This is a genomic window from Leptothoe sp. LEGE 181152, from assembly GCF_032906605.1.
Taxonomy (GTDB): Bacteria; Cyanobacteriota; Cyanobacteriia; order Phormidesmidales; family Phormidesmidaceae; genus Leptothoe; species Leptothoe turfae.
Genome location: NZ_JASATU010000004.1, coordinates 1 through 26,439, shown reverse-complemented (window position 1 = coordinate 26,439; position 26,439 = coordinate 1). Strand labels below are relative to the sequence as shown.

Below are 26,439 nucleotides of genomic sequence, written 5' to 3'. Positions count from 1 at the left end.
AAACTCGAACTAGTCCCATCCAACGTTCGATGGCTAAAGGCTTCACCTATCAACAGATAACAAATAGATAACCTCTGTTCCCGCATTCTCTAGTAAGGCCCGCCAAGTAAACGCTCGCGCATACCATCGGCAATCTTATGTCCTAAATATTCTGGAATTAAACTCTCATTGGGGCCTAATAGGTACAAGATCAATCGGGTACGACCACGCCATACCAATAGATTAGCATTCACCACCAGCAAATCTTCTTGCCAAATGGCATACATGACCTTATAAAACAGACCTGGTTGGTTATCTGCTTCGATGAGTAAGGCTGGCAAATGAAAGACTGGGTCTACATAAAATTCAGTTTCAACTTTTTCTAAGCCTGCGTTGAGGTTGAATTCAACGCTGAGCATTTCTTCCACTTCGTAGCGTCCGGCTAAAGCTTCTCGAATAGCCCGGCAGGTGTTATCGGCAGTTTTATCACTGAGGGCTTTACCCCCACGCGAGACCACCAGTTTGACAAACACCAGCATGGGTGGATAAATCTGTCCGTATAGGCTGAGGCTATGGATTGTTAGACCATAGGCTGTGAGTACACCAAAGATATCGCTGAGTAAAAAGGACTGATTACGATAGGCAAAATGGAGGGCGCTGCGATTACCTTCCGGTTTGATTTCAATAACGGCCTTTTTGGTTTTGTAGAGCTGATAGGCAAGCCGTAGGTTTTGCAATTGAATCTCACTACTGACAAATTGCTCATAAAATTGCGGAAACGCTCGGTTGAAGCGCTTCAGCAGCTCTACTGTCGATGTCTTTAATCCGGCTGCCATATGTATTCAGAAACTGCATGAGTTGTACCGGTTGGCTAATTTGGTTTACCACATTTGGCAAACTGAAACATGAACACACCCCATCAATTAGAACTTTGATGACTTTGCTCCAAAGTCCCTGACGCAATATTACCCAAAGTGTCTTGTTATCTCTGCTAAGGAAAACCGTGTCCGGTGTGAGAAACAGAGATCATTAGAAATACATACACTACTGTGCTCGCTGGTTACCGATTGGCCATGTAATTTTGATTGATCCTGAAGCAATGTTTTTACCCTCTTAGGAAAGGATAGGCCTATACTGCTAGAGTTAAAACAGAGTTCATATTTCCAACCGTTTTGTTTGCATGGGTTTCTGGAAAAGCTTATTTAGTCCCACCGAGGCTTCATCAGTGCCCACACAAGCTGTTTCTGATGATTATGCGATAAATCCAACCGGTTCTGACCAGGTGGCTCGTATTGTTTTTAGTACAGATCGAAACATTGATTTGTATGAGTTAGAAGAGCTCTGCGATGCTGTTGGGTGGTCGCGTCGACCTCTAAGAAAGGTCAAAAAAGCTATTCAACACAGTTTTTTAGTGGTCACCATGTGGGAGCAGCAAGGGGCCCGTAAACGATTAATTGGCTTTTCCCGAGCTACCTCAGATCATGCCTTTAATGCAACCATTTGGGATGTTGTGGTGCATCCTAGCTTTCAGGGTAGAGGTTTGGGCAAGGCACTGATGCAGCAACTGATCAAGAAACTTCGCAGTGAAGATATCAGTAACGTTACGCTGTTTGCCGATCCCCATGTTGTGAACTTTTACAAAAACTTAGGGTTTATGCCAGACCCAGAGGGCATTAAGGGGATGTTTTGGTACCCAGATTAGGCATTAAACGGTAATTGCCCCATAAGCTTTGCTAGTTTCTGGTATTGAGGTGGGTTGTACGCATTTAAGACATCAAGAGTGATATCTGAGGTGCGAGTCTAGTCTTGCCCTACCTGCATAGTTGTTTGGCTTCAGTAATCCATTGTGAAACTTGGGCTGTATCTGGGCTCAGGTCAGCTCGCTGCATGAGTTTTATTTGGAGTCGCTTAAGTTGGGAGTGAAGTTGGGCAACAGGTAATAGTGCCAATTGCTGAGGTGAGCTAATGCCAGCGTGCAATAGTAGACCGCAGTATTTGCATCCTACGCTGGGGAGGCAAGCTAGTTGGGCTAAGGCCGTCCACTTGTTGACATATTTGATATGAGAGTTAAGCTGCTGGGCCAGCTTTAAGCGTGCTGACTGGGTGCGAGTTGCATTGAGTAGGTCAAAAGTCGTGAAAATATTCAATATATTTAGCTGCTGCTGGTGCTCGTCAGAGATGCCTGGTAGCTGCTCAATAGCCCAGTTTTGAAGTCGGATAGAGTTAGGTATTCTGAGCGGTTCAAAAACCATTGGGTAAACAGAGGTATATTTATGTTAGGTTGTTAATCTATTGCACTTGGGCTTTAGCAGTTTAATTGTCTAGGGTGTTTTTGACCACGGGATGTAGCGCAGCTTGGTAGCGCGCCTGCTTTGGGAGCAGGATGTCGCAGGTTCGAATCCTGTCATCCCGATTTTTTAAATTTGTGTTGTAATCCTGTAATCTCTCTGTGCAAGATTTTTGAGTCTATTGGATGCGGGATATTATCAGTACTCCTGGGGTAGCTTGGGATCTTTGCTTGGGACGGTGGCCAGTTGTAGAAATGTCTCAGCTTATCGTAGATGAAGTTAAGCTGTGTTAGATGATGAAGACTGAGCAAGTCAGTAGTTTGGCATCAGGAGGAAGTATGAAAGCAATGTTTGGTCGTTTTCTATGTGGCCTATTAGGTGGTGGTGTTATTGCCGCTACATTCCATACCCCTCAAGCAGCAGCGCTTTCGGAAGATGAATTGCTCATTAAATTTGCAGAAGTCCCTGTTTTTGTGGTGGCTGATAGTTCTGGTGGCTATGTGACATCAGTTGTTGATTTGCCCAATGATGGCATGGGAAATGTATCTCTACTACGGGTGTTCTTTACTGAAGATGATGTGCTCAGTTTTGTAGAGCAGGTTCGCGAAGAGGAGCCTCGATTTAACCAAGGTGGCTCTGTTGGTGTGATTGACTTAGCATCTGTTCATCGCCTAGCCCAGGAAGAACGGGAAGTCCCTTTAAAGTTGATCTTTATTCCTGAGGCTGAAGAATTGGAGGCAGCGCGTGCTTTGGATAGTAATTTTGGTGGGACTACCTCTTCATCGTTGGTTCCTTTGTTTGCTTTGCAAGATGCTGCTGGGAATTATCTGCCGCTATCGATTGGTGATGACTCTGAAGAGTCTATTTTCTCCATGTTCTTCTCCAAGCAGGATGCAGATAGTGTCTTAAGTTCTATTCAAGCGTCTAACCCTAATATGTCTCAGGTAAATGTTGGTGTGGTTTCCTTGGCAGATTTATCTGGGAATATCTTGGGCAGTGATAATGAAGCGTTTGAGCGTATTCGCTTCTTGCCAGATTCAGATGTGATTAATCATATTCAGAGTTTGGACTTGCAATAGTGGGTAGTGGCTCATCTAGTCTGAAGGTTGCGACAGCGATCATACTGGGTGAGCGTCTGAGTGAGATTGATTATTGAGGTAAGGTTCGACGCTAAAGGTCTAATGGGGCCTCACTAGGTATCTTGCGGAGCAGGCTATAGATTTTGTGGGCCATCGATAATTTGGTGTCGGTGGCCAATGTTATTTGTTGGCCGTATTTATCTAGGAAGATGCCATGGTTGCGATCGCTGCCAAATCCACTCTCCGGCTGATCCACTGGGTTGGCCACAAGGGCATCCAATCCTTTACGCTGTAGCTTGCCTAGGGCAGGCTCAATAATATCGCCTGTTTGAGCCGCAAACCCCACCAGGGTTTGGTCGGCTCTTTTGTTAGCGGACAGTTTTGCCGCAATATCTGTGACCGGTTCAAGGGGTAACGGGTTAGGTAAATCTGCCTTAGCAAGTTTGCCAGTGACGTGCAACTGGGGGCGCATATCAGCTACTGCTGCGGCCATGATGATCCAGTCTACAGTGTCTAACTGAGCCATCAGAGCCGCTTCCATATCGGCGGCACTAACAACGGCTGTGGTTTGCACTGGATCTGGAATGGTCTGGCGGAGATGTCTTTCCATGGGGCCATGTACTAAGGATACATGTGCGCCACGATGGACGGCGGCAGTGGCTAAAGCAATGCCCATACGACCAGTCGATGGATTGCCAATGTAGCGAACGGCGTCGATAAATTCCTGGGTGCTACCAGTACTAATGAGGACGCGCTTGCCCTTGAGGTCACGACGACCTTGGGTGTGTTTGAGAGACTCTAGGGCAGCGAGGATGGTCTGGGGTGCGGCCATGCGACCGGTGCCAATGCGATCGCACGCTAACCTGCCAGCCGCTGGTCCCACCGCATGGTAACGTTCATCCGTTAAAACCTGGTGCCAGTTACGCTGGACAGACGGCTGTAGCCACATATCCGTATTCATAGCCGGAGCCAGTAGCACTGGGCATGTGGATGCTAAGACCGTATTGCTTAGCAGATTGTCTGCTAAGCCGTGGGCCAATTTCCCCAGAGTATTTGCTGTTAACGGTGCAATCAAAAAACAGTCCGCCCATTCAGCTAGCTCAATATGTAGGGGGCGAGCCTGGTCAGCGGACCAAAAATTATCATCGGTGTAAGCGTTATGACGTGAGAGGGTGGCAAAGGTCAAAGCCGAAACAAACGCCTCTGCCGAGGACGTCAGAATAACCCGTACCTCTGCCCCTGCTTTAGCCAGGGTAGACACCACCTCACAAACTTTATAGGCCGCTATGCCGCCACTAATGCCGACCAAAATTTTGGTCGTTGGTGACGCATCTGTCATTAGGCTTCGTCGTAGGTTTCTACATCTAATAAATGTAGATAAGAACGCACTAGCTCTGGACGCTGGAATGCTACTGACCGTAGTCGATGCCAATCCTGCAGACCTTCAAAGGCTGTCGTGTATTCATCCTGTTCTAGACGTTGTGCCAGCTGATCGACCTCTTCTTGAGTAACGTCAGCAATGGGCTTATCAGAAACTTTGCTTGTACTTAAAACCATGGGTGCTGGCTCCTGTGGGCGGGCGCTGTCTCCAGTGTATTCGGTGTCGTTATCACTGTCCCGGAGTGCGTCTGAAATGTTACACCTAGTTTTTACAAAGTTTTTCGCAAAAATTCTTGGCCATCTCTAGTACCTGTAGGTTGATTTCGTGCCCCATGTTGAATTCGTGATAGTCAACATCAACTGACAAGTGGCCGAGTTCAGCTTTGTTTTGATGGGCTTGGGTAATGGGAACCACTGGGTCTTGGCGTCCATGGACTAGCAGAATGGGGCGCGGATTAATGGGCGTTACCAAGGGACTGTGGCTATAACCGCTAAGGATCATCATTCCTGCAACGGGCAGTCCCATGCCAATGTCTAATGCCATGGCTCCCCCTTGGGAAAAGCCGCCGAGGATAGTTTTCTCTAATGGAACGCCAGTTTTTTTCGGTAAAGCGGTGATCCAATCGAGTAACAACTGCCGACTTTGCTGTAGATCTGCCTGATGGGTGAAGGGCTGGTCAAAGTCGAAAATGTCAGGTAGGGCGTACCACATCCGTCCGTTAGGTGCTCCCATACCATTGGCTATTTTGTGAGCATGGGGAGCATCTGGGAACAGCATTTGATACTTCTCTAACTGCATGTACGGGGCGATGCCTGCAACGTCCTGCGCATTAGCTCCCCAGCCATGGAGAAGAATCAAAAGATGGTCAGCGGTAGAGTCACCAGCGGACAGGGCACGAAGTGACATAGGCAAACAGTGATTAGTGGGAAGGTCGCTACGGATTTTACCTTAGACCCGCCATAGACCTTTCTATCTCTGTTCTATGTCTAGAAATAGTAAATACCAAAGGCCTTGTGTATTACCGTCAATGACAAGAACTAAAAAATTGTAACCGAGGCTTGAATAGCAATGGAAACCCCATAAAAGCATATATGAGGACGTTGGGGTAAGCTCACTTGACCACATAAATTTCATCAATACTCCATAAATCCCTCAAGTCAGCTACGCCTGAAGCTATGGATGCCCCTTTGGTAGCTCCATGGGCTACCAGCGTCATCACGAAATGCTATGCAGTATTCCTTTTTCCGAAGTGTGTTCTTTAAGGCTGCTTTGCCAGCCGCGTTGGTTTCCTTGGTTTGGCAGGCTCAGCAATCACCAACCCGTGGAAATGTAGTATCTGAAGCCCCGTCACCGATCTCGCAAAAGCAAGTAAGTCGAGCTCAGGATTGGAATTCTGTCTTGCATGTGGCTCGTCTGGTGGAGCGTAACCAGCGGAGTACAAGTCTAGTGTTGCAGTTAGAGGTGCTTAATAAACCCCAGACCACCTACGCTAATGCGGTGTATCAAGTCTTTGCTAGGACCCGTGGCAGTGACGATTGGCAAGAAATTCATACAAATCGCGGTGCACGGTTAATTCCCGCTAGTAACGGTAAGTTCATCCTGGAATCAGAAGTCATTTCCATTGCTGATCTAGAAGAGGAACTCCGGGATGAACTGGGTGAGAATTTAAGTATCGAAGACGTAGAGCTGGACTGTGTCGTTAGCATTCGCTACGACTTAGTCGGTGGTGGTCGTGACTTGCGCGAAAAGATTACCTATCGACAAAGCTACAGAGAAATCAGTACAACTACGACAACAGCCATTGTCCGTACCTCCACATCAAGTACTGTCACAGCCAGCCGCACTGAATCCACAGAAACTGCAGTCTCTGGCCGCACTTCTAACCGGCCAGCCATCCTAACATCAAGTAGTAATGACGACGATGATGACGATGACGATGGCCAAGAAAGTCGTGATGACGACGATGATGGCGATAGTCGCGCTCAACGCCGTCGGCGTAGCTCAAGGTCTCGTACGGAGACCAACAGCAGTCGTTCAACCCGTAGACGTTCAGAAATTCAAAGCCAGGTTACGCGTCGTGTTTGGGAGTCGGTATTACATGTGGCTCGTCAGACGGGCAGCACCCAGCAGAGCCGTAATTTAGTCCTGCAGTTGGAGATCCTGAATAAGCCGCAAACGACCTATGCCAATGTGGTTTATCAGGTGTTTGCTAGAACCCGTGGTGGCCGCTGGCAGGAGATTCATACCAACAGTGGAGCCCGTTTAATTGAGGCGGCTGGTGGTAGATATATTCTGAAATCTGAGGTGATTTCCCTGACTCAGTTGGAACGAGAGCTGCGGGCAGAACTGGGGGATGACCTCAGGCTGGAGGATGTGGAAATTAACTGTGTCGCCAGTATTCGCTATGACCTGGTTGGTGGCGGTCGAGATATTCGGGAAACGTTTTCCTACACGCGCAGCTATACGAGCATTGTGACCACAACGGTTACTGAAATTACTCAAATTGTCGGGTCGTCGACTACGGTCATCGATAATCGTTCGGATGATCATGGCGAATGTCGTCGATGCAATGATGACGACGACGATGACGATGACGACGATGACGATGACGATGATGACGACGACGACGATTAAGTTGGATAGTCAACGTTTTTTCTAGCTATCTTAAGCGCCCCCTTCGCGAAGTCGAAGGGGGCAGGTAGTAGTGCTTTGTATGCAGTTTCAGCATCTTCCCCCAATTAGGGATTTTGGTTAAGAGCAAGGATTCAGTCAATAGATATGAAAGCTCATCCTATTTGTTACAGTTCAGAGAAGGATTGGATTACAAAATTTGAGTCGTATGACTGTTGCAACTCAACCACTTACGCTTAAAGCCTTTCTGGAACTGCCAGAAACTAAGCCTGCATCCGAATTTGTTCAGGGCCGTATCTTACAGAAGCCGATGCCCCAGGGTGAGCATAGTCTGTTGCAAAGTACGCTTTGTGAAACGATTAACCAAGTGGCAAGGTCAACCAAGCGGGCAGCCGCATTTCCAGAATTACGCTGCACGTTTGGCGGGCGTTCCATTGTGCCCGATATTTCAGTATTTCGTTGGGGCCGCATTCCCCTGACCGAAACTGGGCGGATTGCCAATCGATTTCTAATTTCGCCGGACTGGTCCATTGAAATTTTGTCGCCGGATCAGAGTCAAACCCAGGTGCTCAGTAATTTATTGCACTGTATTGAGCATGGAAGTGAGTTGGGTTGGTTACTTGATCCAGGGGAAGACAGTGTGTTGGTAGTTGATAAGGAGCAACGAATCCGGATTTTGACCAATAAAGCAGATCTACCGGTTTTGGAAGGGCTTGACTTATCCTTAACGGCGCTTGATGTGTTTGGCTGGCTGACGCTGAATTAGATGAAGTGTTGCATAGCGATCTGTTCAGAATGGAGTAGGCACAAAGGTCATACTCCTACTAAGGCTTATTCATCATAGCTGGGATTTTGGGGGCGGAAAAATGCACCCTTGCGTTCTACCCTAGTAGGGGTGATCACCCCGAGAAGATAGAAAATCCCATGACACGCTTAGCGCTGCTCAGTGCATCTGACAAAACAGGAATTGTTGATCTAGCCAAGGTCCTCACCACAGAGTTCGATTTTGATATCATTAGCAGCGGTGGTACTGCTCGCACCCTCACCGAAGCAGGCATCCCCGTCACCAAAGTATCCGACTACACTGGCTTTCCTGAAATCCTTGGTGGACGCGTTAAAACTCTTCAACCTCGCATCCACGGTGGTTTGCTAGCGCGTACCGATAATCCTGATGACCAAAAAGATCTGGCCGATAACGATATTCGTCCGATCGATCTAGTGGTTGTCAACCTGTATCCCTTTGAGCAGACCATTGCTAAGCCCGACGCTAATCTGACAGAGGCCATTGAAAACATCGACATCGGTGGCCCCACCATGCTGCGCTCGGCAGCAAAAAACCACGCTTACCTGACTGTTCTCTGCAACCCTGGTCAGTATGAAGGTTATCTCAACGAACTAAGAACTCATAACGGTCAACCTTCTGTAGAATTCCGTGCCCAATGCGCCCGTCAAGTCTTTTGGCATACGGCTACCTATGATCAGGCCATTGCCACGTACCTAACCGAGCAAGCTGGCGATGCCACCAGTGAGCGTTTTGCCCTCAGCGGCACTCAAAAGCAACCCCTCCGCTATGGCGAGAACCCCCACCAACCTGCTGTGTGGTATCAAACCGGCAACCAACCTAGTGGTTGGGCCGCTGCCGAAAAACTCCAGGGTAAAGATCTCAGCTACAACAATCTGGTGGACCTTGAAGCTGCCCGTCGCATCATTGCGGAATTCCCTAGTGAAAATGGTCCTGCGGCGGCTGTGCTCAAGCATACTAACCCTTGTGGTGTCGCTATCGGTGAGTCTATGGCGTCTACCTATAGACGTGCTTTTGAAGCTGATAATGTGTCTGCCTTTGGTGGCATCGTTGCCCTCAATCAGGAAATTGATGTGGAGACGGCTGAGTCGCTGACCCAGACGTTTCTAGAATGTGTGGTGGCCCCCGGTTGTGTGCCAGCAGCTCAAGAAATCCTTGCGAAGAAGAAGAACCTGCGGGTGTTGGTGCTGCCAGATTTATTGAGCGGTCCTAGTCAAACGATTCGTGCGATCGCAGGTGGCTTTTTAATCCAAACCTCTGACGACGTCCAGCAAGATGTGACCCAGTGGAAAATCGTGACTGAGCGTCAGCCCAGCGAAGCTGAACTCACAGAACTGCTATTTGCCTGGCGGGTGGCTAAACACGTGAAATCCAATGCCATTGTAGTGACCAATGAAAGCACTACTGTCGGTATTGGGGCGGGGCAAATGAACCGTGTAGGTGCTGCCAAAATTGCCCTAGAGCAGGCTGCGGAAAAAGCTGAAGGCGCGACATTGGCCAGTGATGGATTTTTCCCCTTTGATGACTCGGTGCGAACGGCTGCTGCTGCTGGCATTAAGGCAATTGTGCAGCCAGGGGGCAGTATTCGTGATGAGGATTCGATTAAAGCAGCTAACGAACTAGGGGTGATTATGGCGTTGACCGGGACGCGGCATTTCTTGCATTAGCCCCCAATGAACAAACCGGAGGGTGGGCACTACCCACCCTCCGGTCTTATAGCCGGGATATGCCAATAAATCGGCTAATTACCCTTTAGCCACTTTTGGCCTCTAATGCGTTGCAGCACATACAACACCATGAGGTCCAGCGTAACTCGGCGCTCATCGCCCATAAACTGCTCGATGGTGCTGGGTGTCGCACCATTCGTCGCAAAGGAATAAATCTTAGGACCTGTAATGCTTTCCTCTAGAAAGGTGATATTGAACTGACGTGCACCTTTAGCCCAGCAACCAATAACCTGGGGATAGCTATCTTTATCCACACCGATTACGTTAATGGGCTGATTCTCAAAAGAAAGCTGTAAATCGTTAAGCCCCTCTTCTTTTTCGAGGGCCGTCCTAACAGCAGGTACAAAATGCTGCTCGATGAATTCAGCAAACGGTTTGTCTTCTAACTTAGGTGGCTTTGCTTTCTTAGCTTTTGCAGGGGCCTTAGCTGGCGCTTTGTCAGCGGAATTTGCCGCAGGGGCCTTAGGAGTCGACTCGTCTGCCATGCTTTTTGTCTGTTCTGTTAGTTTGCGCTTGGAGCATAGACCACACTCCAAACAAGGTCTTTCCTATATTAATAGAACGCCCCCATAGAAAACAGATTCTAAAAGGAGCGTTCATAGAGTGAAACCTAGGACATCACACCGGCAATAGCAGCACGTACCGTAGCGGCATCAGATTGCTTGCTGACGGGGTCTAGACCGATGGCTTCCAGGTCAGCATCCACCATCAGCTTGACTAGGCCTGAGAAGTCAATAGAAGGCTGCCAACCTAGCGTTTCCTGAGTGTGGGTAGGATCACCGATTAAAATATCGACCTCAGCAGGACGCAGATAGCGAGGGTCGAACTTGACGTAATCATGCCAGTCAAGGTTGACATAGTTGAATGCGATATCTAGAAACTCTTTAATGGTGTGAGTTTCACCAGTTGCTACAACATAGTCTCCAGGCTCATCTTGCTGCAGCATCAGCCACATGGCGCGAACATAATCCTTGGCATAACCCCAGTCTCGCTTGGAGTCTAGGTTGCCAAGGTAAAGCTCCTTTTGACGACCCGCGACAATCCGAGCCACGGCGCGGGTGATTTTGCGAGTGACAAATGTCTCGCCACGGCGAGGTGACTCATGGTTGAACAGGATGCCATTGCAGGCAAACATGTTGTATGACTCACGGTAGTTAACGGTTTGCCAGTGGGCATAAACCTTGGCACAGGCATAGGGACTGCGAGGATAGAAGGGCGTAGTTTCCTTCTGGGGAATGTCCTGAACTTTACCGAACATCTCAGAAGAGCCTGCTTGGTAAAAACGTACTTCTGAATCAGTACGCTGCTGATAGTCGCGAATGGCTTCCATCAAACGCAGAGCACCCATGGCGACTGTATCAACGGTATATTCTGGGGAATCAAAACTCACCCGCACGTGAGATTGAGCGCCGAGGTTATAGACTTCGTTAGGCTGAACTTGCTCTAAGATGCGCCGTAACATGGTGCCGTCATTGAGGTCTCCATAGTGGAGAAATAGACGGGCATCATCACTGTGAGGATCGATATAGATATGGTCAATACGGTCTGTATTGAAGGTGGAGGTGCGACGAATAATGCCGTGTACCTCATAGCCTTTTTCTAATAGAAGTTCTGCAAGATAAGATCCATCCTGGCCTGTAATTCCAGTAATTAGCGCACGCTTAGTCTGCGTCATATTGTCAGCTTCCTTACTCTATAAAAAAATTGCTAGTAGATAGCCCTAATAACCAAATATTTGGTAATTGAGGAATGCATTCATAGTTGATAGGACTGCTAGGGTTCCAGAGGAGCCGTCGAATGAGCAGACTTTCAAACTATGAAAGCTTAAGATGAGGTACTTTAATGGGCTCAGTATGACAGTTAGCTAAGTTTAGCTATGACTGCCTGCTTAATCAGTGAGTTTAAAGGTACCTTTACGTACTAGGCTGCCCACTTGGGCCTAGTCTGGCAGATATATTGTTATATTGGCATCTGCTGATGGTGGTTGGTCGCCACCTATGTTGATGGTAACCACCACGTTAACTTTAAATATCTGGGTATTAAATCAAGACACTGTGAGGTGTTAGTAAGCGAGGCAAGGAGATTTATGCTCTGCGATCGCGTTCAATATCGTAAATTGCTTTTTCCCAACACCATTGTTCTGAGCGTTCAGGGTTTTGCGATCGCACCCGCTGCACTAGTCGAGCTGCCACTGCCTGGTTACCATTAACGAGTCGCATCAATCGCTGGCGTGTTGCCCTAGGAACGCTAGATGGGCCGGTGGGTAAAGACGGTGCGGTAAATCGGATGGGCAATCGATATCCTGTCAACCAACAAAAAACTGCCACCACCAGCACCACAGCGAAGATGAGTGAAAAGATGGACGACATGATCGATTTCCCCCGAGTGTTACCTATCTAGAGATTGATGGACTCAGTCAACAGCGATACCCAAGCAGTCTTAGACTTTTGGTTTGGCTCACCGGTGGGTGAGTATCGCAAGCAGTGGTTTCGTAAAGATCCTGCCTTCGATAAACAGATCAAAACGCAGTTTCTAGACCTATATTGGGCCATGGTAGCGTCACCATCCGAACCTTGGTTGAAAATGGCTAAATCAAGCCTAGCCCGAATCATTGTGTTGGATCAGTTTGCCCGCAATATGTTTCGAGATACGCCCCAGAGTTTTGCAGCTGATCCTGAGGCCTTAGCGACTGCTGAAATGGCCATTGACCGGGGGTATGATGCAGCCATGCTGCCCGTAGAGCGTTTTTTCCTCTATTTGCCCTTTGAACATAGTGAGAACTTGGATCATCAGCATCGCTGTGTTGATTACTTTGAGGCCTTGATTCTCGATGCGCCGGACCTTGCCCATGGTTTGGATTATGCCCGACGTCACCGAGATGTCATCGCTCAGTTTGGGCGATTTCCCCATCGTAATCAGACCCTAGACCGACCGAATACCGAGGCTGAGTTAGATTTTCTCAAGCGGCCAGGATCTAGGTTTTAGATCAATGGCAGGGGACGTGAATTGAAAATTTCGTGTAGCGGCGTTCCATGGAACGCCGCTACACGAAATTTTGGCCTAAACCGTTATCGGTTTTTCGTAGCCAATTTCAACCGTGGTGTGTACGTTGCCACGGGGTTGAAAATCCCCCTTGATCTTGAACTTCAATGGATCGGCGGCAGCTATAAAGTCATCCATGATCTGGTTAATAGACTCTTCGTGAGAGATGTAGCGATCGCGATAACCATTGATGTAAAGCTTTATGGCTTTTAGTTCTACTACCTTTTCATTGGGCGTGTAGGTGATATAGATGGTTGCGAAGTCCGGATAGCCTGAGAATGGACATTTGCAGGTGAATTCCGGCAGCGTGATATTAACGTCATATTGTCGGCCAGGTCGCGGATTAGGGAACGTGATCAGATGGTTTTCCTCAATTGCCCGTTCGCCATATTTGATTTCTGCTGGAGGGGTAGCTTTAGGAAAGGTGGTGTCAGTCATGGCTGTGAAAGTTCTGAAAAAGAGTTGATGGTTTTGAAGAAGCAGGGTACAACTAGACGAGCAATGAAGTTGGTAATGGATAAACCGTTTCCAGGGGCGTTGATTGACCGCTAACAGGTGTGCTTCATTCCAAGGATTACATAGGTGGATTGATCAGTTTATCCCTGTCTGCCTTGTCTGACTATTTCAAAGAACTTAGAGCAAGTACTTGACGAATGACGTCGACGTTGCTCTAATTTGAACGTCCCGAACGGTCAGCTTCCCACCTGTTTTTAGATTTGCAGCTTGCAAGGCTTTATTTGGCAAACCGCATAGAGCAGCTGACTTGTATTTTTATCGGAGATTTTTGGAACTGCTTATGAATCCTTCCCACAATTCTGACTCAGGGAGAAAACCGATGAGATCAGACTCCAGCTATGCCCCTTCAGTACCCGTGTCGGTATACCGTGAGCTGGCAGCTGAGCTACAGGCCACTAAGGCAATGGTAGATTCATTGAGCGCCCAAAACACACACCTTACGAACCAGAATCATCTGTTGCGGCAGAACATTCATCAGATGGTACAGGTGGCTCTTCAACTGGGGCATTCTGCGGGTGTTGCTCATCCTGCTGAAGTGGAGATGACCTTCTCCTCGCCTCCACCGGCAGAGTTTCCTGTTCAGGCTGCGCCACAGCCCTTACAATCAGTTCCAGAACCTGCGCCTAAACCTCTTAAAAGACCTAAGGCGGCCCTATCTAAAGTTTTTACAGAACAGTCTGGGGAAAATCGTCGTTATACTCTTGAATCGTCAGCTAGCGGTAGTTTGAGTACCCTTTGGCTAATTCTCTCCATTGCCATCATTATTTTCACAGCGTTTGGAGCAGGCTTTTTGATTATGCGTCCGTTGATTAATGACCGTTAGTCAAAAACATCGCTTAGCCCAGGTTCTACTCTAAAATTGACTACGCAGCATATAGGTGACACCGTAACAATTGATACGGTAGTTTACCTGTGTGACCCTTTAAACGTTGATATCGTATGTTGGTCCAATTCTGTTGTTGGGCCGGTGTATGGAGTTTATAAATTCGTATGAAAAAAATAGAAGCCATCATTCGCCCGTTTAAACTTGACGAAGTCAAAATTGCACTTGTAAATGCAGGCGTTGTCGGGATGACAGTGTCTGAAGTTCGTGGGTTTGGTCGTCAGAAAGGTCAAACTGAGCGCTATCGGGGCTCAGAATATACCGTTGAGTTTTTGCAAAAGCTCAAGGTGGAAATTGTGGTTGATGATGATCAGGTGGATGCCATTGTTGATCAGGTTATTTCGGCTGCTCGTACTGGTGAAATCGGTGATGGCAAAATTTTTGTTACGCCTGTGAATGAAGTCGTTCGTATTCGTACTGGCGAGAAAGATTCGGAAGCTGTTTAGTGTTCTCTGACAAGCTGTCAATTGACGATTTCCTGGCGAGCTTTGGTCGCTTTGGTGTCAACCTTGGGCTATCCCGTATTGAGGTGCTTTTAGAATGTCTGGATAACCCTCAGGAGCGGGTGCCTATCGTTCATGTGGCCGGTACTAATGGCAAAGGTTCAGTCTGCGCCTATGTGGCATCGGTGCTGGCTGAGGCTGGTTATCGAGTAGGCCGCTATACATCGCCCCATTTGTTGACCTGGAACGAGCGTATTTGTATCAATCAGCAGCCGATTACTAATCAGGTGCTGGAGCACCATTTGCATGTGGTCGCTGCGACCATTGATGCAAATTTTTCCACACCGACATCAGAAACACCGACTCAATTTGAGGTTTTTACAGCGGCGGCCTGGTCCTATTTTGCGGCTGAGGCCGTGGATATTGCTGTGATTGAAGTGGGTTTGGGAGGGCGCTTGGATGCTACTAATGTGTGCTCTGAGCCTCTGGTAACGTCTGTTGTTTCTCTTAGTCGTGAGCATTGGCAGCGGCTGGGCCCTACCCTGGCTGATATCGCCAGAGAGAAGGCTGGTATCCTTAAGCAGGGGCGGCCAGTCGTGATGGGGCCTCTGCCTTCTGAGGCTGATGCCGTTGTCCGCCAGCGAGCGTTGGAACTGGGTTGCCCCCTGTACGAGGTAGCGCCTGCTGAATTAATGGCATCAGGGCAGTGGCGTAGTGGCTTAGGTCAGTCGATTGACTATCAGTCAGGGCTGTTGGGTGATCATCAGCGTGTGAATAGTGGAATTGCGATCGCAATTCTCCAGCTACTCCAACAGCAAGGCTGGCAGATCCCCACTACGGCCATCCAGACAGGCATGGCTGCAACTCGTTGGCCGGGACGTTTGCAATGGATGATCTGGCAGGGACAACAACTTTTAATTGACGGTGCCCATAATCCGGCGGCGGCCGCAATGTTGCGTCATTATGTAGATTCTCTTTCCCAGCCTGTTGTCTGGCTGATGGGAATGCTGTCTACTAAGGATCATAAGGATATTTTTGAAGTGTTGTTGCACCCAGGTGACACACTATATATAGTGCCTGTACCAGGTCACCAAACAGCGGATCCAACAGATTTAGCAAAATTAGCTCAAGAAGTTTGTCCAGAGCTGTCCGGTTGTTATACCCACGACACCTTAGCTACTGGGCTGGATGCATTTTCAGCAGCAGATGGTGCGACCAAGGTTTTGTGTGGTTCTTTGTATTTAATTGGTGATTTTCTTGCCCGGTTTGGTACTGGGATGGCATAGGAGGATGGGCATTGCCCACCCTCCTCCGGGGAGTATCTATCGGTTATTCCATTCGTCCGCTGCATCTGAAACGGCCTCATCTACGGTTTTGTCGCCTAGCATGGCAGCCTGTAGGTTGTCATAAATGACCTTCTGCAACTTTTTCGCATCTTCAAGGGCTGGGATCAGCACCTCAGCATCTGCTAACTGGCTGGCACTGACGGCCCTCGCTACTTCTATGGGGGTAGCATCGGCAGGGGCTTGCGTCAGGGTGCCATCAATAGCCGCGGCTGTCGATGGCAGTACATTGGCCGCCTGGGCAAAAGATAGCTGATTGTCATTGTTGGTGACATACATGGCAAACTTTACCGCTGCCTCAGGCACATCGGTGGAGCGAGGGACCACCAGGTTCATAGCAGCCACGTTTTTCTTGCCAGTGGTGCCAGTGATTTGGGACGCAGTCTGAGTGGCAGCGGCAATGTCGGGCGCGTTATTGGCAATATTGTCTAAGGCTTCTGCACCCGAGGCTAAAAAGACGGTTTCCCCTGCTTGATATAGCTCGATAGCGCGGCGATGGCCCTGGGTCAACACTTCGCGGGGCAGCAAATCCTGCTGATAGAGATCGGTCCAATACTGAAAAACGGCTTTACCCTCAGGTGTATTGAAGGCGGCATTACCGGCGTCATCTACCAAGGGGACACCCATTTGGATAAACGACTGCAAAACATCAGCAGCATCTTCAGCCACAAAGCTAATAAAAAAGGCATATTTGCCCGTTGTCTCTTTGATTTGTTTAGCGGCATCCGCCAGTTCTGCATAGGTGCTGGGGGGCTCGTCAATGCCCGCTTGTTCCATCAGGTCAGTGTTGAAAAGGGTGACCCGAGTTGTTAAATACCAAGGAAATCCAAAGCTGCTGCCGTTGAGCGTTGTTGCTTTCCAAATCTTAGGCAGATAAACAGCTTGTTCCTCAGACGTGAGCTGCTCATCCAAGGGGAGCCAAGCATTTCGACTGGCTAACTGAGATGCAAAGTCAGGGTTGAGATTGACGACATCGGGGGCTGTTCCAGCAGAAACTGCAGTCAATATTTTGCTCTGCATGTCAGCCCAGGGCACATCTATCCAAACCACGTCTACGTCTGGATTGGCTGTTTCAAAATCGGCAATTAACTGGTCAAAATAGTCGGTGAATTTGGGCTGAAGCTGCATCGTCCAAAATTCCACCTCCTGTTTGCCAGACTGTTCGTTACCTCCACCACAGCCTGCGATCGCAACTAAGACCCCAGCAGCGGCCCACGATGCCATGCGTGCTAAAAAGTGCCGACGTTGAAACAGTTTCATGATGGTTTTCTGTTTATCAAGGAAATTTATTGTTGCGCCTTTAAGGTACGAATAGATCAACCCAATGGTCCGCAGATAACGGCTTGAGGGACAACGCCATGCCAAGGATCCGCAACGACAGAAATTTTTTAGGGAGGTGTTCAGACACTTTAGACCAAGACGGTCTTAAGTGGTGGTTCGACTTCGCTCAGCACCCTGATCAATTTTCTCTAAGTTCGTGTATGTGAACCTTAGCCATGGGTAGCTGAGCAAAGTTGCATGCAGTCACCTAATGGACCCTCACCCGCTCTGCACATTCACAGGCACGGCTGCGGGCTTCCTCCACCGTATCGCCCAGGGCTAAAGCCACTCCCATGCGACGGTTCTTGTAAGCGCGAGGTTTTCCAAACAGCCGGAGCTTACTGGAGGGTACTGTGAGTGCCTCCGCTACCCCGGTAAACGTGGGGCTATTGCTAGGTTCACTGGCCAGAATCACCGCTGAGGCACCGGGACGAATTTGCTCAATGTCGCCAATGGGAAGGCCCGCAATTGCGCGTACATGTAGCTCAAATTCGGACATGTTTTGGCTCACCATGGTGACCATGCCGGTGTCGTGGGGACGGGGACTGACTTCGCTAAAGTAAACGGTCTGTTCTTCGTTAGGGGAACCGGCAATGAACAATTCCACACCAAACAGGCCCACACCACCCAGCGCATCGGTAATCGCTTTAGCTATGTTTTGACATTTGGTGAGGGTTCTGGGGTTCAGGGCACAGGGTTGCCAGGATTCACGATAGTCGCCGTCTTGCTGGCGATGACCAATGGGGGGGCAAAAGTGAGTTGTGGGTTCAGCATGGGGGAGGTCGGGCTGGGACCGAATCGTCAGTAGTGTGATTTCGGTGTCAAACTTTACAAAACCTTCCACAATTACTCGCTGGTCTTTGCCGCGTCCGGCTTCAAAGGCATAGGTCCAGGCGCTGTCAATATCGGCATCCGTTTTGACAAGACTCTGTCCCTTCCCTGAGGAACTCATGACGGGTTTGACGACGCAGGGCAGTCCAATGGTTGCGATCGCATCTCGATAGTCCGATGCCGTTGCTGCAAACTGATAGGGCGATGTGGGTAACGCCAATTCCTCAGCTGCTAATCGCCGAATTCCCTCACGGTCCATGGTCAGACGCGTTGCCAGAGCTGTGGGAATAACTTTCCAGCCCTCTGCCTCTAGCTCAAGTAGTGTTTCCGTTGCAAGCGCTTCGACTTCCGGCACAATCAATGTTGGCTGTTCTTGTGCCACCACATGTTTGAGCGCCTTGCCGTCTAGCATGCTGAGGACATGGCTACGATGGGCCACCTGCATAGCAGGAGCGTTGGCATAGGCATCCACTGCAATCACCTCAATGCCCAAACGCATTGCTTCTAGAGCCACCTCGCGCCCCAGTTCTCCGGAACCCAATAACAGCAGACGGTGTCCGCTACCGGATAGAGGAGTTCCCCAGACATCATCTTCAGGGTGAATTGCCACTTTTGCCATGGTTGTTTGATAAAAATCCAACTTTTTTTTAGAAATCGTGTGATCAATTTAGCCAATTGCGTGTAATATCGCTCGTAAAAAATCACCTTCTTTCCCAGAGCATCTGTCTGTTGTTCTGATTAGGGGGTGATAAGCTGCCGATGTTCAAACTTAAATGCTGGACTGATGAAACATTCAATGTGATTAACAATCTGCAATGAAATGTTTTCAGGGGGCGTGAAGGCTGCCCAAGCTAAAACGTTTAATCATGGAGGCATCAATGGTAAAGCGGTTTTTTCTCCTCATCTATGACGGGAAAAATCTCAAATAAAAAAGTACGTTTTGTGAGTTTTTTAGGGCAGTATTGACACCAAACTCTGTATCTTTTGGCGATTGCTGGCTATTCCTGCACAAATTGTGTACGATGCGTTAGCAAAAAATCAGACCAAAAGTTTGGGCTCTATCTGACTCAAATTTTTAGGCGTCGCCTACTAGTTCAAATTGCTTTCCATAACCGGATAATTTTGTGACCGGATAATGCTGTGAATAGTTTAAAGTCACTATTTTCGAGGAAATCCCCTGGCGTTGGTGTTGAACTTACGCCCGAACGGGTCAATATTGCTCGCCTGCGCAAGCAGGGGCAAAAGATAAAGTTAGAAACTCTTGCCTCCGCTGAGATTCCCGAGGGCATTTTTGAAGAGGGGCAAATTATCGATATGGCAGCTATGGCTGAAGCCATTCGGACTGCTTTAACGGAAAGCAAGCTGAGGGTGAAACGGGCGACAACGGCTGTTCCTGGACGAGCAATCACACGGGTGATTCCAGTGCCAGCTGAGTTAGACGACAATGAACTCCGCGAGATGGTCCTTAATCAAGAGGCAAGTCTCTATCTGCCTTTCCCGCGAGAAGAAGCTGATGTTGACTATCAGAAACTAGGCTTTTTTGTCGATGAGGATGGCATCGAAAAAGTGCAAGTATTGCTGGTGGCGGTTAAGAAAGAGGTGACCGACACCTACATGGAAACCTTCCAGCAGGCTGGGCTCAATCTTGATGTCGTTGAAACGAGTAGTTTTGCTCTAATTCGTACTATTCGTGAGCAACTGCGACAATTTACTCCCCAAGAGGCTGCGGCTATCGTTGATATTCAGTTTGAAAGCACAGAAATTTCGATTGTTGTCGATGGTATTCCCCATTTTTCGCGAACAGTCCCCATTGGTACGTTCCAGATTCAAAGCGCTCTCAGCCGTGCTATGAACCTCCCACCAACGCGAAATACAGAGCTACTTCAGGGTATGACGGTACCGGCTACACCCATGGATAGTATGGGGGCTCCCCAAATGGCAGGAGGGACTAATCCCGGTACAGCTGCCATGTTAAGAGTATTGGGCGAACTCTCTGATGAACTACGTCGTTCCATTGACTTCTATCTCAATCAAGGTGAAGACATGGAAGTTGCTCAATTGTTATTGGCTGGACCTGGTAGCGCCATCGGTCAATTGGATGAGTTCTTTGCTCAACGTTTGAGTTTGCCAGCTAGCCCCATTGACCCCATTGAGGCTCTATCGCTAGAAGTGGGCGATGAGATTTCTGAGGCTCAGCGTCCTGGGTTGGCTACGGTTCTTGGCTTGGGTCTGCGGGAGGTTTAGGACATGTATAGCATCGATATTAATTTTCTCAATGATCGTGAAGAGCGCCCTGTAGTGGCTACCGGAGCGCCCATTGTTCGACAGCAACCCACTAGCGATCGCACCCCCATTGTTATTGGTGCAGGTGTCTTAGTTGCCGCTTTGGCTGGCGTCGGTGGCTTTTTAGGCTTACTGAAATATCAAGAATCAAACTTGCAAAAACGCCAGGCTGAACTAGACAGTCAACTGACAGAGCTACAAGCAAAGCTAGCTGAGGTTGATCGCATTAAGGCCGAGACTGCTGCCGCCCGTGACGAGAGTCGTGCCCTGGCCAGCGTGTTTACTAAAATTCGACCCTGGTCGGCTATTGTTAAAGACATTCAAAATCGCATCCCTACTCGGGCACAGCTCACCCAGGTGAGTCAAACCGAAGGTGAAGCCGTACCTGTTGAAGATGGAGGGGAGCCCGTCGTCCCTGAGGCTGGTGGCATCAGCATTAATGGTACAGCCTGTTCCTTTGATGATGTCAATGACTTTGTTCTGACCCTCAAAAATTCACCGTTTCTAGAAGGTGAAACAGTGGCCCTAACCACATCTAACCTGGGGTCAGAGGTTTTAGGCCGATGCCCAGGAGAAGCTCAACGGGATGAGCCTACACAGCTTGTCAATTACACAATTGCAGGCAATATCAAGAGTGTATCTACTGAACAATTTGATCGACTACTGGCTGAACTTGAAAATCAGCAAGCATCTGTAGGTCTTTCATCTAGGTTAAAAGCCCTTTTAGAGACAGGAGTGCTCGAATAATGACATTAAGCGGAGACTTTATACCAGCCGAAGATGAGCTGTATGATGAGCCGATAAACCCTGTCGTCTTTGGCATTGAGCTGACTCCCAAGGTTTTAGGGATTTTGGCTGCTCTGGCGGGCATTGGCTTAGCCATTTTTCTTTTCCAGCGCTTTGTTCAACCCGTTCGTCAAAGCAATCAAGAATTGCGAGAGGCTATTGCTGAGAAAGAGCAACAATTGGCTACTCAATCTGAACGCCTTGAAGAGATTGCCAAGCTAGAAGAAGCCCGAGATGTTGCGTTGGTTCAGCGGCGGAATGTCTATTCCTTGTTTGCAGATGAGTCCTCAATGGACACCCTGTTGTTAGACATTAACCAGCGCATCAAGAATAGTAATGCGACGATTGCCGCAGAACGTAATCAGATTAAGACCCGTGGCATTCCGCCGATTTTAGTTGAGGCTCAGCTAAACAGCTTTGTTCCCAGTGAGGAAGTTGTTATTGACGATGGCAGTTTGGGGGAAGAGGTGAATGGAAAACTGAAACGTCAGACCTATGACGTTCAGTTTTCAGGGGACTTTGGTCAAACTCAGGCAGTTTTGGGCAATGTTGAGCGATTAGAGCCTTTACTGTTGCTGAGGAATTTCTCCTTAGGTGCAGGACAGTTAGTAACTGAAACTGTTCTTAACAACCAGGGACAAGTGGTGGGGCAACCAAAACAGCGCATCAATACTTCCTTTGAGGTAAATGCGCTGATCCCAACGGGGGATCCGAATGTGCCGCCAGAAATTGCACCACCGCCGCCACCTGAGGGTGAAACCCCTGCGGAGTAGTAGATAGTCTCCGATCAGTGGATTGGTAAATCCTATCCAATTTCAAAATTCCATCCCTAGGCATTGACGTACGCTAACTAAGATTTAAGGAGTGAACTGTGAAACGCTTTTTCAAACTCGGAAGTTTAATTGCTGGCGGAGCTATCAGCGTCCTCACAGCCCAGTCTGCTGAAGCTGCTGCTACAGCCATTCAAGACGTTGAACTTAACGTAACTAAAACTGGCATGGAGTTGCTGCTTTCAACTAAAGGCGGTGATACTCCTCAAATCTTTGCTGTCAATCGCGATAATGTGCTACAGGCAGACATCACGAATGCTCAGTTGACGTTACCTAGCAGCAAGGCCTATACCAAGCAGAACCCTGCATCGACGATCAAGTCGATTCAATTAGAGACCCTTAATGATAACACTGTGAGGTTAACTATTAAGGGCAATGACACGGCTCCAGTGGCTGACTTGCAAAAGATTGATGGTCAAGGCTTGCTCGTAAGTCTTGATACACGCCCCAATGCTATCCCCAAGCCTACAGAGCTACCCGAATCCATTGAAACCGTCACCGATGAGACTCTGCTACCCACCCATATCGCCCAGGCAGACACAGATACGCCGGAAACAGATACACCGGATATCTTAGTCCCCAATCCCGAAGTCATCATCGATGGTGAAGTTGTACCAACTCCCTCAGTCAACGTTGCACCGCCATTTTTACCCCAGGCTGTTCCACCTCCGGTGGGTGATATTTCGGTATCTGAAATCAATTCTGGCCTAGATGTTATTGATCTAGGTACGGCTGAGCGGGTTCCCCGTTTAGTACTGAGAGATGCAACTGCCCGTGAAGCACTATCACTATTGGCTCGTGCAGCAGGCCTGAACCTAGCGTTCACCGAGGCTGGTGCAGATGGCGAAGGTGCTGCAGAGGCAGAGACTAAGGTGACTCTGGATATAGAAGATGAGCCTGTGCAAAATGTCTTCAACTATGTTTTGCAAATTTCTGGCCTTGAGGCCAACCGTGTCGGTAGAACTATTTTTGTTGGACCCCGTTTACCTCAAGCTGCACGTAACGTAAACATACGCAGTGTTCGTCTCAACCAGGTGGATGTTGCAACGGCGATTAACTTCTTGGTCTTCATGGGCGCTGAGAGTGCGTTCACTGATCAGCAGGAGATTACTGAGGTTGTGGCCACGACTGATGTGGGTGAAGTCGAGGAAGTTGAAAGAACTGAACTAGAAACCGAAGTTGAGATTCTGCGGGCAGAATATGAAGACTCTGCACCTTTGCTGCGCGGTTTAGAGGTGATTGGCGATGAGCGGACTAGTTCCGTAACCTTGGTGGGTACTCCACGCCAGATCGAAATTGCTACCGCTCAGCTGGTACAGCTTGATCTTCGTCGTCGTCAGGTAGCTGTCAACGTAAGGGTGATCGATGTTGACCTCAGTGCCATAGAAGAGGTTGATACTAGCCTTAGCTTTCGTGCAGGGGATTTTGGGTTTGAGGTTGATAATGGAAACGCTAGCTTTGGTATAAGGAATTTAGCGCAGCTGGCCACAAGCTTCTTTTTGGATATTGATGCCCAAATTAGAAATGGCCATGCCAAGATTATTACCGATCCCACATTGATTGTTCAGGAAGGACAAGATGCTGCCATTACTCTAGTTGAGCAGGTTGTAAGCAGCATTACAGTGAATTTCACAAACACTGATCCTCCGCGGCAAACTAACACTGTTAACTTCGAGGACGTTGGTTTGACACTACAGATTCTTATCGACCGCATTGACGATAATGGATTTGTCAACATGACGGTAGCGCCAAGTATTTCATCTCCACTGGCTGATATTGATCTAGGAGGAGACCAGGGACTAGTGACCCCAATTTCGACCAGAGCTTTGTCATCTGGGCAAATTAGAGTTCGAGATGGACAAACGTTACTGCTATCAGGCATTATTCAAGAGACTGATCGCGTCACAGTCAGTAAAGTTCCAATTCTGGGTGATTTACCCCTAATTGGTGCTTTATTTAGAGATACACAAAATGAAGATGAACGCCGTGAACTAATTGTTTTGGTTACACCCCAGATTTTGGATGACTCTGATGAGAGTGTCTTTGGCTATAGCTATACACCTGGGGAAGATGTGCGGGAATTGTTAGGAGAAGACGAGTAGTTTACGTTAGCCTCTGTAACATTTTTGTAAAATCTCTGAAGACCTTATTTTTTAGGGTTTTCAGAGATTTTTCTGCTTTAAAATGTATCTTTTGTGAGGACAGATCCTATGAATTTTCCTAAAAATCGCTGAAATCCATATAAATTCAATGTTTTATAGATCCATACTGACAAAGTACCCCTTAGAATAGGGCAGAGAAAACATGGGGCCTCAGGGGTTTCAGCGATCTGTTGAGATTTTCCTTATGTTTTTCGACTTGTTTGTCCAACCATGGACATGGTTCATTCATTGGTTTTAATCTGCGAGGAGACGAAGATGAATAAAGGTGAACTTGTGGACAAGGTGTCTGAAAAGGCCTCTGTTACTAAAAAGCAGGCTGATGCAGTCATCTCTGCAGCGGTTGAGTCTATTATGGAAGCGGTTGCCGATGGCGAGAAGGTAACACTGGTAGGGTTTGGCTCTTTTGAGCCTCGCCACCGCAAAGAACGTGAGGGCCGTAACCCGAAAACTGGCGATACTATGGTTATCCCAGCTACTACTGTGCCCGCATTTTCGGCAGGTAAGCTATTCAAGGAAATGGTTGCTAAAAAGTAAGCTGGTCAAAAGTAATTAGAAAATTATTAATAGTGTCGTTACGACTTTGCGTATTGGCAGTGTTATTGTCAGAAATTATTCTGCAACTACACTCAAACCGCTTTTAGTTGTAGCGGCACTTCTTTTTAGTTGTAGCGGCACTTCTTTTTAGCTGTCTTAAAGGTTGTTTGTAATACAAAGCAATGTGACAGACGTTGATGGGACAGTATGGCAATCTACGACACAGATTATGACTTGGCGATTTTTGGGGGTAGTCTCAGCAGTCGGATGGCTGCTTGTACTGCAGCTCAAAAAGGTGCTCGGGTCGCTTTGATCGCGCCGCACTGGCAGATTAGTGATATGACTCGATACACCTTGGCAGCACTTAGCTATGCTGGGTCTACTTCAACACCAAAGAAACGTTGGGCTTTTTGGCGTGATTGGGTTGCTTTGCAATGTGCCCATACAGTTCTTTCTCCTGCGGCACTTAACTCCCAAGGTGTGGATGTAATCCTTGAACCGGCTAGTTTCACACGAGGGCGACGGTTGAAACTAGCAAATCGTTATCTTAAGGCAAAGGGATATTTGCTAACGGATGGTTATGCCACATCAGGTCCCATGGCGACTGGTCTCTTATGCCATCAGTTAGCAAAACTTGAGACACTTCCTAAAAGCATTGGCGTGATTGGATATGGTGCAACAGCTCTGGAATGGGCCTATGCTTTGAGTCATCATGCCAAGGTCGTTCTCATTTTGCAAGATCGGTCGCTTTTACCAGCGGAAGATGAAGATATTCAACGTCTTGCTGCGGCTCAGCTTCGGAGCATAGGTGTTAAGGTCATTTTCTCGCATAATTCCCCTGGATCTGATGAGTGCCAGTTTAAGGCGGAAAAATTTAATGTTGAGCAATTGGTGATTGTACCTCAGCCCTATGCCTGGGAGACGCTAGCTTTAAGCAATGTTGGTATTGCTTCAGATGTTCCCATGGCGGTTAATGTCTGTCTGCAAACACAATGGTCTCAGCTTTATGTGACTGGCAGTAGTCTGGGGGGAGAGAATCGTCCTGAGTTGACCCAGCAAGAAATAAGTATTGCTTTGGTCAATGCCTTGTTTGGGCGACGATTAACGATTCAATATGAGCGGGTGTTGTATGGAATTAATTTATTGTCCCCCATTGGCCGCTGGGGTTTGACGGAGCGCCAGGCGAGACGATGTTATGGGCGTGATGTGCAGATATTTCAGGCATTTTGTCTGCCAGTGATGGCTGAAAATGTTGCACAGATTAATTTTTGCAAACTTATTATCTTAGGTCAGCAGATTATTGGGATGCATCTGATGGGGGATGGGGCTCCTACATTGGCAGCAGCTTTGGGTAACAAACCTGATATGCAGACCTTGAGCCCATGGATAACTGCTAGTTTTAGACCTGGCACATTGCTGGATGTTATTTATCAAGCGATTGATCAATGGAAACATTGCCGTTGGTGTGAAGGGCAATGGCGACGAGATGGGGCTGAAAATTGGTTTAACTTCCGGCGTTCGTTGTAGAGGCGTTCCATGGAACGCCTCTCAAACCAAACGTCTCTATATATAGTATCGG

General features: G+C 48.2%; 26 protein-coding genes and 1 tRNA gene. 16 read left to right on the top strand and 11 right to left on the bottom strand.

The annotated features are described in order from the left end of the window. Window positions 1-89: 89 nt before the first annotated feature. A complete protein-coding gene (locus QGP82_RS02040) occupies window positions 90-815 on the bottom strand; it encodes a hypothetical protein (RefSeq protein WP_006517989.1) in 726 nt (241 codons plus the stop codon). Window positions 816-1,159: 344 nt separating this feature from the next. On the opposite strand from QGP82_RS02040, the gene QGP82_RS02035 reads away from it, so the two are divergent. Beyond that, on the top strand, window positions 1,160-1,681 hold the full coding sequence (locus QGP82_RS02035; protein WP_006517988.1) for a GNAT family N-acetyltransferase: 522 nt from the start codon (window positions 1,160-1,162) through the stop codon (window positions 1,679-1,681). A gap of 109 nt (window positions 1,682-1,790) precedes the next feature. On the opposite strand, the gene QGP82_RS02030 is transcribed toward QGP82_RS02035, so the two are convergent. Continuing rightward, window positions 1,791-2,231 carry a DUF4332 domain-containing protein gene (locus QGP82_RS02030; protein ID WP_163664825.1) on the bottom strand — a complete coding sequence of 147 codons (441 nt, stop codon included), beginning with the start codon at window positions 2,229-2,231 and terminating at the stop codon, window positions 1,791-1,793. 87 nt (window positions 2,232-2,318) lie between these two features. On the opposite strand from QGP82_RS02030, the gene QGP82_RS02025 reads away from it, so the two are divergent. Further along, window positions 2,319-2,392: transfer RNA gene (locus QGP82_RS02025), tRNA-Pro, on the top strand. A 213-nt stretch (window positions 2,393-2,605) separates the two neighbouring features. Further along, on the top strand, window positions 2,606-3,346 hold the full coding sequence (locus QGP82_RS02020; RefSeq protein WP_163698591.1) for a Tic22 family protein: 741 nt from the start codon (window positions 2,606-2,608) through the stop codon (window positions 3,344-3,346). A 91-nt stretch (window positions 3,347-3,437) separates the two neighbouring features. Here QGP82_RS02020 and coaBC read toward each other — a convergent pair whose 3' ends face one another. The 3 genes from coaBC to QGP82_RS02005 form a co-directional block, all read right to left on the bottom strand. Next, on the bottom strand, window positions 3,438-4,685 hold the full coding sequence (gene coaBC, locus QGP82_RS02015) for a bifunctional phosphopantothenoylcysteine decarboxylase/phosphopantothenate--cysteine ligase CoaBC (protein WP_499056871.1): 1,248 nt from the start codon (window positions 4,683-4,685) through the stop codon (window positions 3,438-3,440). Further along, window positions 4,685-4,903, bottom strand: a complete 219-nt coding sequence (gene isiD / locus QGP82_RS02010; RefSeq protein WP_006517984.1) for a protein IsiD — start codon at window positions 4,901-4,903, stop codon at window positions 4,685-4,687. The genes coaBC and isiD overlap by 1 nt, the downstream gene beginning before the upstream one ends. 85 nt (window positions 4,904-4,988) lie before the next feature. Next, a complete protein-coding gene (locus QGP82_RS02005; protein WP_499056869.1) occupies window positions 4,989-5,633 on the bottom strand; it encodes an alpha/beta hydrolase in 645 nt (214 codons plus the stop codon). Between the two features lie 321 nt (window positions 5,634-5,954). Here QGP82_RS02005 and QGP82_RS02000 point away from each other — a divergent pair, with 321 nt between their 5' ends. From QGP82_RS02000 to purH, 3 genes are all read left to right on the top strand, one after another. Further along, window positions 5,955-7,361 carry a hypothetical protein gene (locus tag QGP82_RS02000; RefSeq protein WP_499056868.1) on the top strand — a complete coding sequence of 469 codons (1,407 nt, stop codon included), beginning with the start codon at window positions 5,955-5,957 and terminating at the stop codon, window positions 7,359-7,361. 205 nt (window positions 7,362-7,566) lie between these two features. After that, window positions 7,567-8,124 carry a Uma2 family endonuclease gene (locus tag QGP82_RS01995; protein ID WP_163698587.1) on the top strand — a complete coding sequence of 186 codons (558 nt, stop codon included), beginning with the start codon at window positions 7,567-7,569 and terminating at the stop codon, window positions 8,122-8,124. A gap of 158 nt (window positions 8,125-8,282) precedes the next feature. Then, a complete protein-coding gene (purH, locus tag QGP82_RS01990) occupies window positions 8,283-9,827 on the top strand; it encodes a bifunctional phosphoribosylaminoimidazolecarboxamide formyltransferase/IMP cyclohydrolase (protein WP_499056866.1) in 1,545 nt (514 codons plus the stop codon). A gap of 74 nt (window positions 9,828-9,901) precedes the next feature. Here purH and QGP82_RS01985 read toward each other — a convergent pair whose 3' ends face one another. From QGP82_RS01985 to QGP82_RS01975, 3 genes are all read right to left on the bottom strand, one after another. Then, window positions 9,902-10,372: a DUF2996 domain-containing protein gene (locus tag QGP82_RS01985; RefSeq protein WP_163664839.1), complete on the bottom strand. Its 471-nt coding sequence runs from the start codon at window positions 10,370-10,372 to the stop codon at window positions 9,902-9,904. A 125-nt stretch (window positions 10,373-10,497) separates the two neighbouring features. Continuing rightward, a complete protein-coding gene (gene gmd / locus QGP82_RS01980) occupies window positions 10,498-11,562 on the bottom strand; it encodes a GDP-mannose 4,6-dehydratase (protein ID WP_163664840.1) in 1,065 nt (354 codons plus the stop codon). Window positions 11,563-11,971: 409 nt separating this feature from the next. Beyond that, entirely contained in the window at window positions 11,972-12,256 is a 285-nt protein-coding gene (locus QGP82_RS01975; RefSeq protein ID WP_163664842.1) for a hypothetical protein, read from the bottom strand. Window positions 12,257-12,293: 37 nt separating this feature from the next. On the opposite strand from QGP82_RS01975, the gene QGP82_RS01970 reads away from it, so the two are divergent. Beyond that, window positions 12,294-12,872 carry a DUF924 family protein gene (locus QGP82_RS01970; protein WP_499056863.1) on the top strand — a complete coding sequence of 193 codons (579 nt, stop codon included), beginning with the start codon at window positions 12,294-12,296 and terminating at the stop codon, window positions 12,870-12,872. 75 nt (window positions 12,873-12,947) lie between these two features. Here the strand turns inward: QGP82_RS01970 and queF are convergent, their stop codons facing one another. Continuing rightward, complete coding sequence (gene queF, locus QGP82_RS01965) at window positions 12,948-13,367, bottom strand: preQ(1) synthase (protein ID WP_490794121.1); 420 nt, start codon at window positions 13,365-13,367, stop codon at window positions 12,948-12,950. A 397-nt stretch (window positions 13,368-13,764) separates the two neighbouring features. On the opposite strand from queF, the gene QGP82_RS01960 reads away from it, so the two are divergent. The 3 genes from QGP82_RS01960 to QGP82_RS01950 all read left to right on the top strand — a co-directional run bounded on the left by QGP82_RS01960 (window position 13,765) and on the right by QGP82_RS01950 (window position 16,057). Next, complete coding sequence (locus QGP82_RS01960; protein WP_499056860.1) at window positions 13,765-14,268, top strand: hypothetical protein; 504 nt, start codon at window positions 13,765-13,767, stop codon at window positions 14,266-14,268. Window positions 14,269-14,435: 167 nt separating this feature from the next. Next, window positions 14,436-14,774 (top strand): P-II family nitrogen regulator, encoded by a 339-nt coding sequence (locus tag QGP82_RS01955; protein WP_006517973.1) that lies wholly within the window; start codon window positions 14,436-14,438, stop codon window positions 14,772-14,774. Continuing rightward, window positions 14,774-16,057: a bifunctional folylpolyglutamate synthase/dihydrofolate synthase gene (locus tag QGP82_RS01950; protein ID WP_499056858.1), complete on the top strand. Its 1,284-nt coding sequence runs from the start codon at window positions 14,774-14,776 to the stop codon at window positions 16,055-16,057. The genes QGP82_RS01955 and QGP82_RS01950 overlap by 1 nt, the downstream gene beginning before the upstream one ends. A gap of 36 nt (window positions 16,058-16,093) precedes the next feature. On the opposite strand, the gene QGP82_RS01945 is transcribed toward QGP82_RS01950, so the two are convergent. Together QGP82_RS01945 and purT are read right to left on the bottom strand one after the other, a co-directional pair. Continuing rightward, a complete protein-coding gene (locus QGP82_RS01945; RefSeq protein ID WP_499056855.1) occupies window positions 16,094-17,374 on the bottom strand; it encodes an ABC transporter substrate-binding protein in 1,281 nt (426 codons plus the stop codon). 268 nt (window positions 17,375-17,642) lie between these two features. Further along, on the bottom strand, window positions 17,643-18,884 hold the full coding sequence (gene purT, locus QGP82_RS01940) for a formate-dependent phosphoribosylglycinamide formyltransferase (RefSeq protein WP_499056853.1): 1,242 nt from the start codon (window positions 18,882-18,884) through the stop codon (window positions 17,643-17,645). 521 nt (window positions 18,885-19,405) lie between these two features. Between purT and pilM the strand changes: the two genes are divergently transcribed. From pilM to QGP82_RS01910, 6 genes are all read left to right on the top strand, one after another. Further along, entirely contained in the window at window positions 19,406-20,509 is a 1,104-nt protein-coding gene (gene pilM, locus QGP82_RS01935) for a type IV pilus assembly protein PilM (protein WP_163664855.1), read from the top strand. 3 nt (window positions 20,510-20,512) lie between these two features. Beyond that, window positions 20,513-21,295, top strand: coding sequence for a PilN domain-containing protein (locus QGP82_RS01930; protein ID WP_163664857.1), 783 nt, complete (start codon window positions 20,513-20,515; stop codon window positions 21,293-21,295). After that, window positions 21,295-22,107 carry a hypothetical protein gene (locus tag QGP82_RS01925; RefSeq protein WP_163664859.1) on the top strand — a complete coding sequence of 271 codons (813 nt, stop codon included), beginning with the start codon at window positions 21,295-21,297 and terminating at the stop codon, window positions 22,105-22,107. The genes QGP82_RS01930 and QGP82_RS01925 overlap by 1 nt, the downstream gene beginning before the upstream one ends. 98 nt (window positions 22,108-22,205) lie before the next feature. Continuing rightward, window positions 22,206-24,266: a secretin GspD/PilQ domain-containing protein gene (locus QGP82_RS01920; RefSeq protein WP_163698579.1), complete on the top strand. Its 2,061-nt coding sequence runs from the start codon at window positions 22,206-22,208 to the stop codon at window positions 24,264-24,266. Between the two features lie 276 nt (window positions 24,267-24,542). Next, complete coding sequence (locus QGP82_RS01915; RefSeq protein WP_163671673.1) at window positions 24,543-24,860, top strand: HU family DNA-binding protein; 318 nt, start codon at window positions 24,543-24,545, stop codon at window positions 24,858-24,860. 207 nt (window positions 24,861-25,067) lie between these two features. After that, window positions 25,068-26,387, top strand: coding sequence for an NAD-binding protein (locus QGP82_RS01910; RefSeq protein ID WP_499056850.1), 1,320 nt, complete (start codon window positions 25,068-25,070; stop codon window positions 26,385-26,387). The last annotated feature ends 52 nt before the right edge of the window (window positions 26,388-26,439 follow it).

What these genes read in the sequence shown, in the direction of transcription:
- purT (WP_499056853.1), bottom strand. Translation starts at nt 18,884, where the DNA reads ATGGCAAAAGTGGCAATTCACCCTGAAGATGATGTCTGGGGAACTCCT.
- QGP82_RS01985 (WP_163664839.1), bottom strand. Translation starts at nt 10,372, where the DNA reads ATGGCAGACGAGTCGACTCCTAAGGCCCCTGCGGCAAATTCCGCTGAC.
- isiD (WP_006517984.1), bottom strand. Translation starts at nt 4,903, where the DNA reads ATGGTTTTAAGTACAAGCAAAGTTTCTGATAAGCCCATTGCTGACGTT.
- QGP82_RS01930 (WP_163664857.1), top strand. Translation starts at nt 20,513, where the DNA reads ATGTATAGCATCGATATTAATTTTCTCAATGATCGTGAAGAGCGCCCT.
- purH (WP_499056866.1), top strand. Translation starts at nt 8,283, where the DNA reads ATGACACGCTTAGCGCTGCTCAGTGCATCTGACAAAACAGGAATTGTT.
- gmd (WP_163664840.1), bottom strand. Translation starts at nt 11,562, where the DNA reads ATGACGCAGACTAAGCGTGCGCTAATTACTGGAATTACAGGCCAGGAT.
- QGP82_RS01960 (WP_499056860.1), top strand. Translation starts at nt 13,765, where the DNA reads ATGAGATCAGACTCCAGCTATGCCCCTTCAGTACCCGTGTCGGTATAC.
- QGP82_RS02035 (WP_006517988.1), top strand. Translation starts at nt 1,160, where the DNA reads ATGGGTTTCTGGAAAAGCTTATTTAGTCCCACCGAGGCTTCATCAGTG.
- QGP82_RS01975 (WP_163664842.1), bottom strand. Translation starts at nt 12,256, where the DNA reads ATGTCGTCCATCTTTTCACTCATCTTCGCTGTGGTGCTGGTGGTGGCA.
- QGP82_RS01970 (WP_499056863.1), top strand. Translation starts at nt 12,294, where the DNA reads ATGGACTCAGTCAACAGCGATACCCAAGCAGTCTTAGACTTTTGGTTT.
- QGP82_RS01910 (WP_499056850.1), top strand. Translation starts at nt 25,068, where the DNA reads ATGGCAATCTACGACACAGATTATGACTTGGCGATTTTTGGGGGTAGT.
- QGP82_RS01925 (WP_163664859.1), top strand. Translation starts at nt 21,295, where the DNA reads ATGACATTAAGCGGAGACTTTATACCAGCCGAAGATGAGCTGTATGAT.
- coaBC (WP_499056871.1), bottom strand. Translation starts at nt 4,685, where the DNA reads ATGACAGATGCGTCACCAACGACCAAAATTTTGGTCGGCATTAGTGGC.
- queF (WP_490794121.1), bottom strand. Translation starts at nt 13,367, where the DNA reads ATGACTGACACCACCTTTCCTAAAGCTACCCCTCCAGCAGAAATCAAA.
- QGP82_RS01915 (WP_163671673.1), top strand. Translation starts at nt 24,543, where the DNA reads ATGGTTCATTCATTGGTTTTAATCTGCGAGGAGACGAAGATGAATAAA.
- QGP82_RS02040 (WP_006517989.1), bottom strand. Translation starts at nt 815, where the DNA reads ATGGCAGCCGGATTAAAGACATCGACAGTAGAGCTGCTGAAGCGCTTC.
- QGP82_RS02000 (WP_499056868.1), top strand. Translation starts at nt 5,955, where the DNA reads ATGCAGTATTCCTTTTTCCGAAGTGTGTTCTTTAAGGCTGCTTTGCCA.
- QGP82_RS01995 (WP_163698587.1), top strand. Translation starts at nt 7,567, where the DNA reads ATGACTGTTGCAACTCAACCACTTACGCTTAAAGCCTTTCTGGAACTG.
- QGP82_RS02020 (WP_163698591.1), top strand. Translation starts at nt 2,606, where the DNA reads ATGAAAGCAATGTTTGGTCGTTTTCTATGTGGCCTATTAGGTGGTGGT.
- QGP82_RS01955 (WP_006517973.1), top strand. Translation starts at nt 14,436, where the DNA reads ATGAAAAAAATAGAAGCCATCATTCGCCCGTTTAAACTTGACGAAGTC.
- QGP82_RS01945 (WP_499056855.1), bottom strand. Translation starts at nt 17,374, where the DNA reads ATGAAACTGTTTCAACGTCGGCACTTTTTAGCACGCATGGCATCGTGG.
- QGP82_RS02030 (WP_163664825.1), bottom strand. Translation starts at nt 2,231, where the DNA reads ATGGTTTTTGAACCGCTCAGAATACCTAACTCTATCCGACTTCAAAAC.
- QGP82_RS02005 (WP_499056869.1), bottom strand. Translation starts at nt 5,633, where the DNA reads ATGTCACTTCGTGCCCTGTCCGCTGGTGACTCTACCGCTGACCATCTT.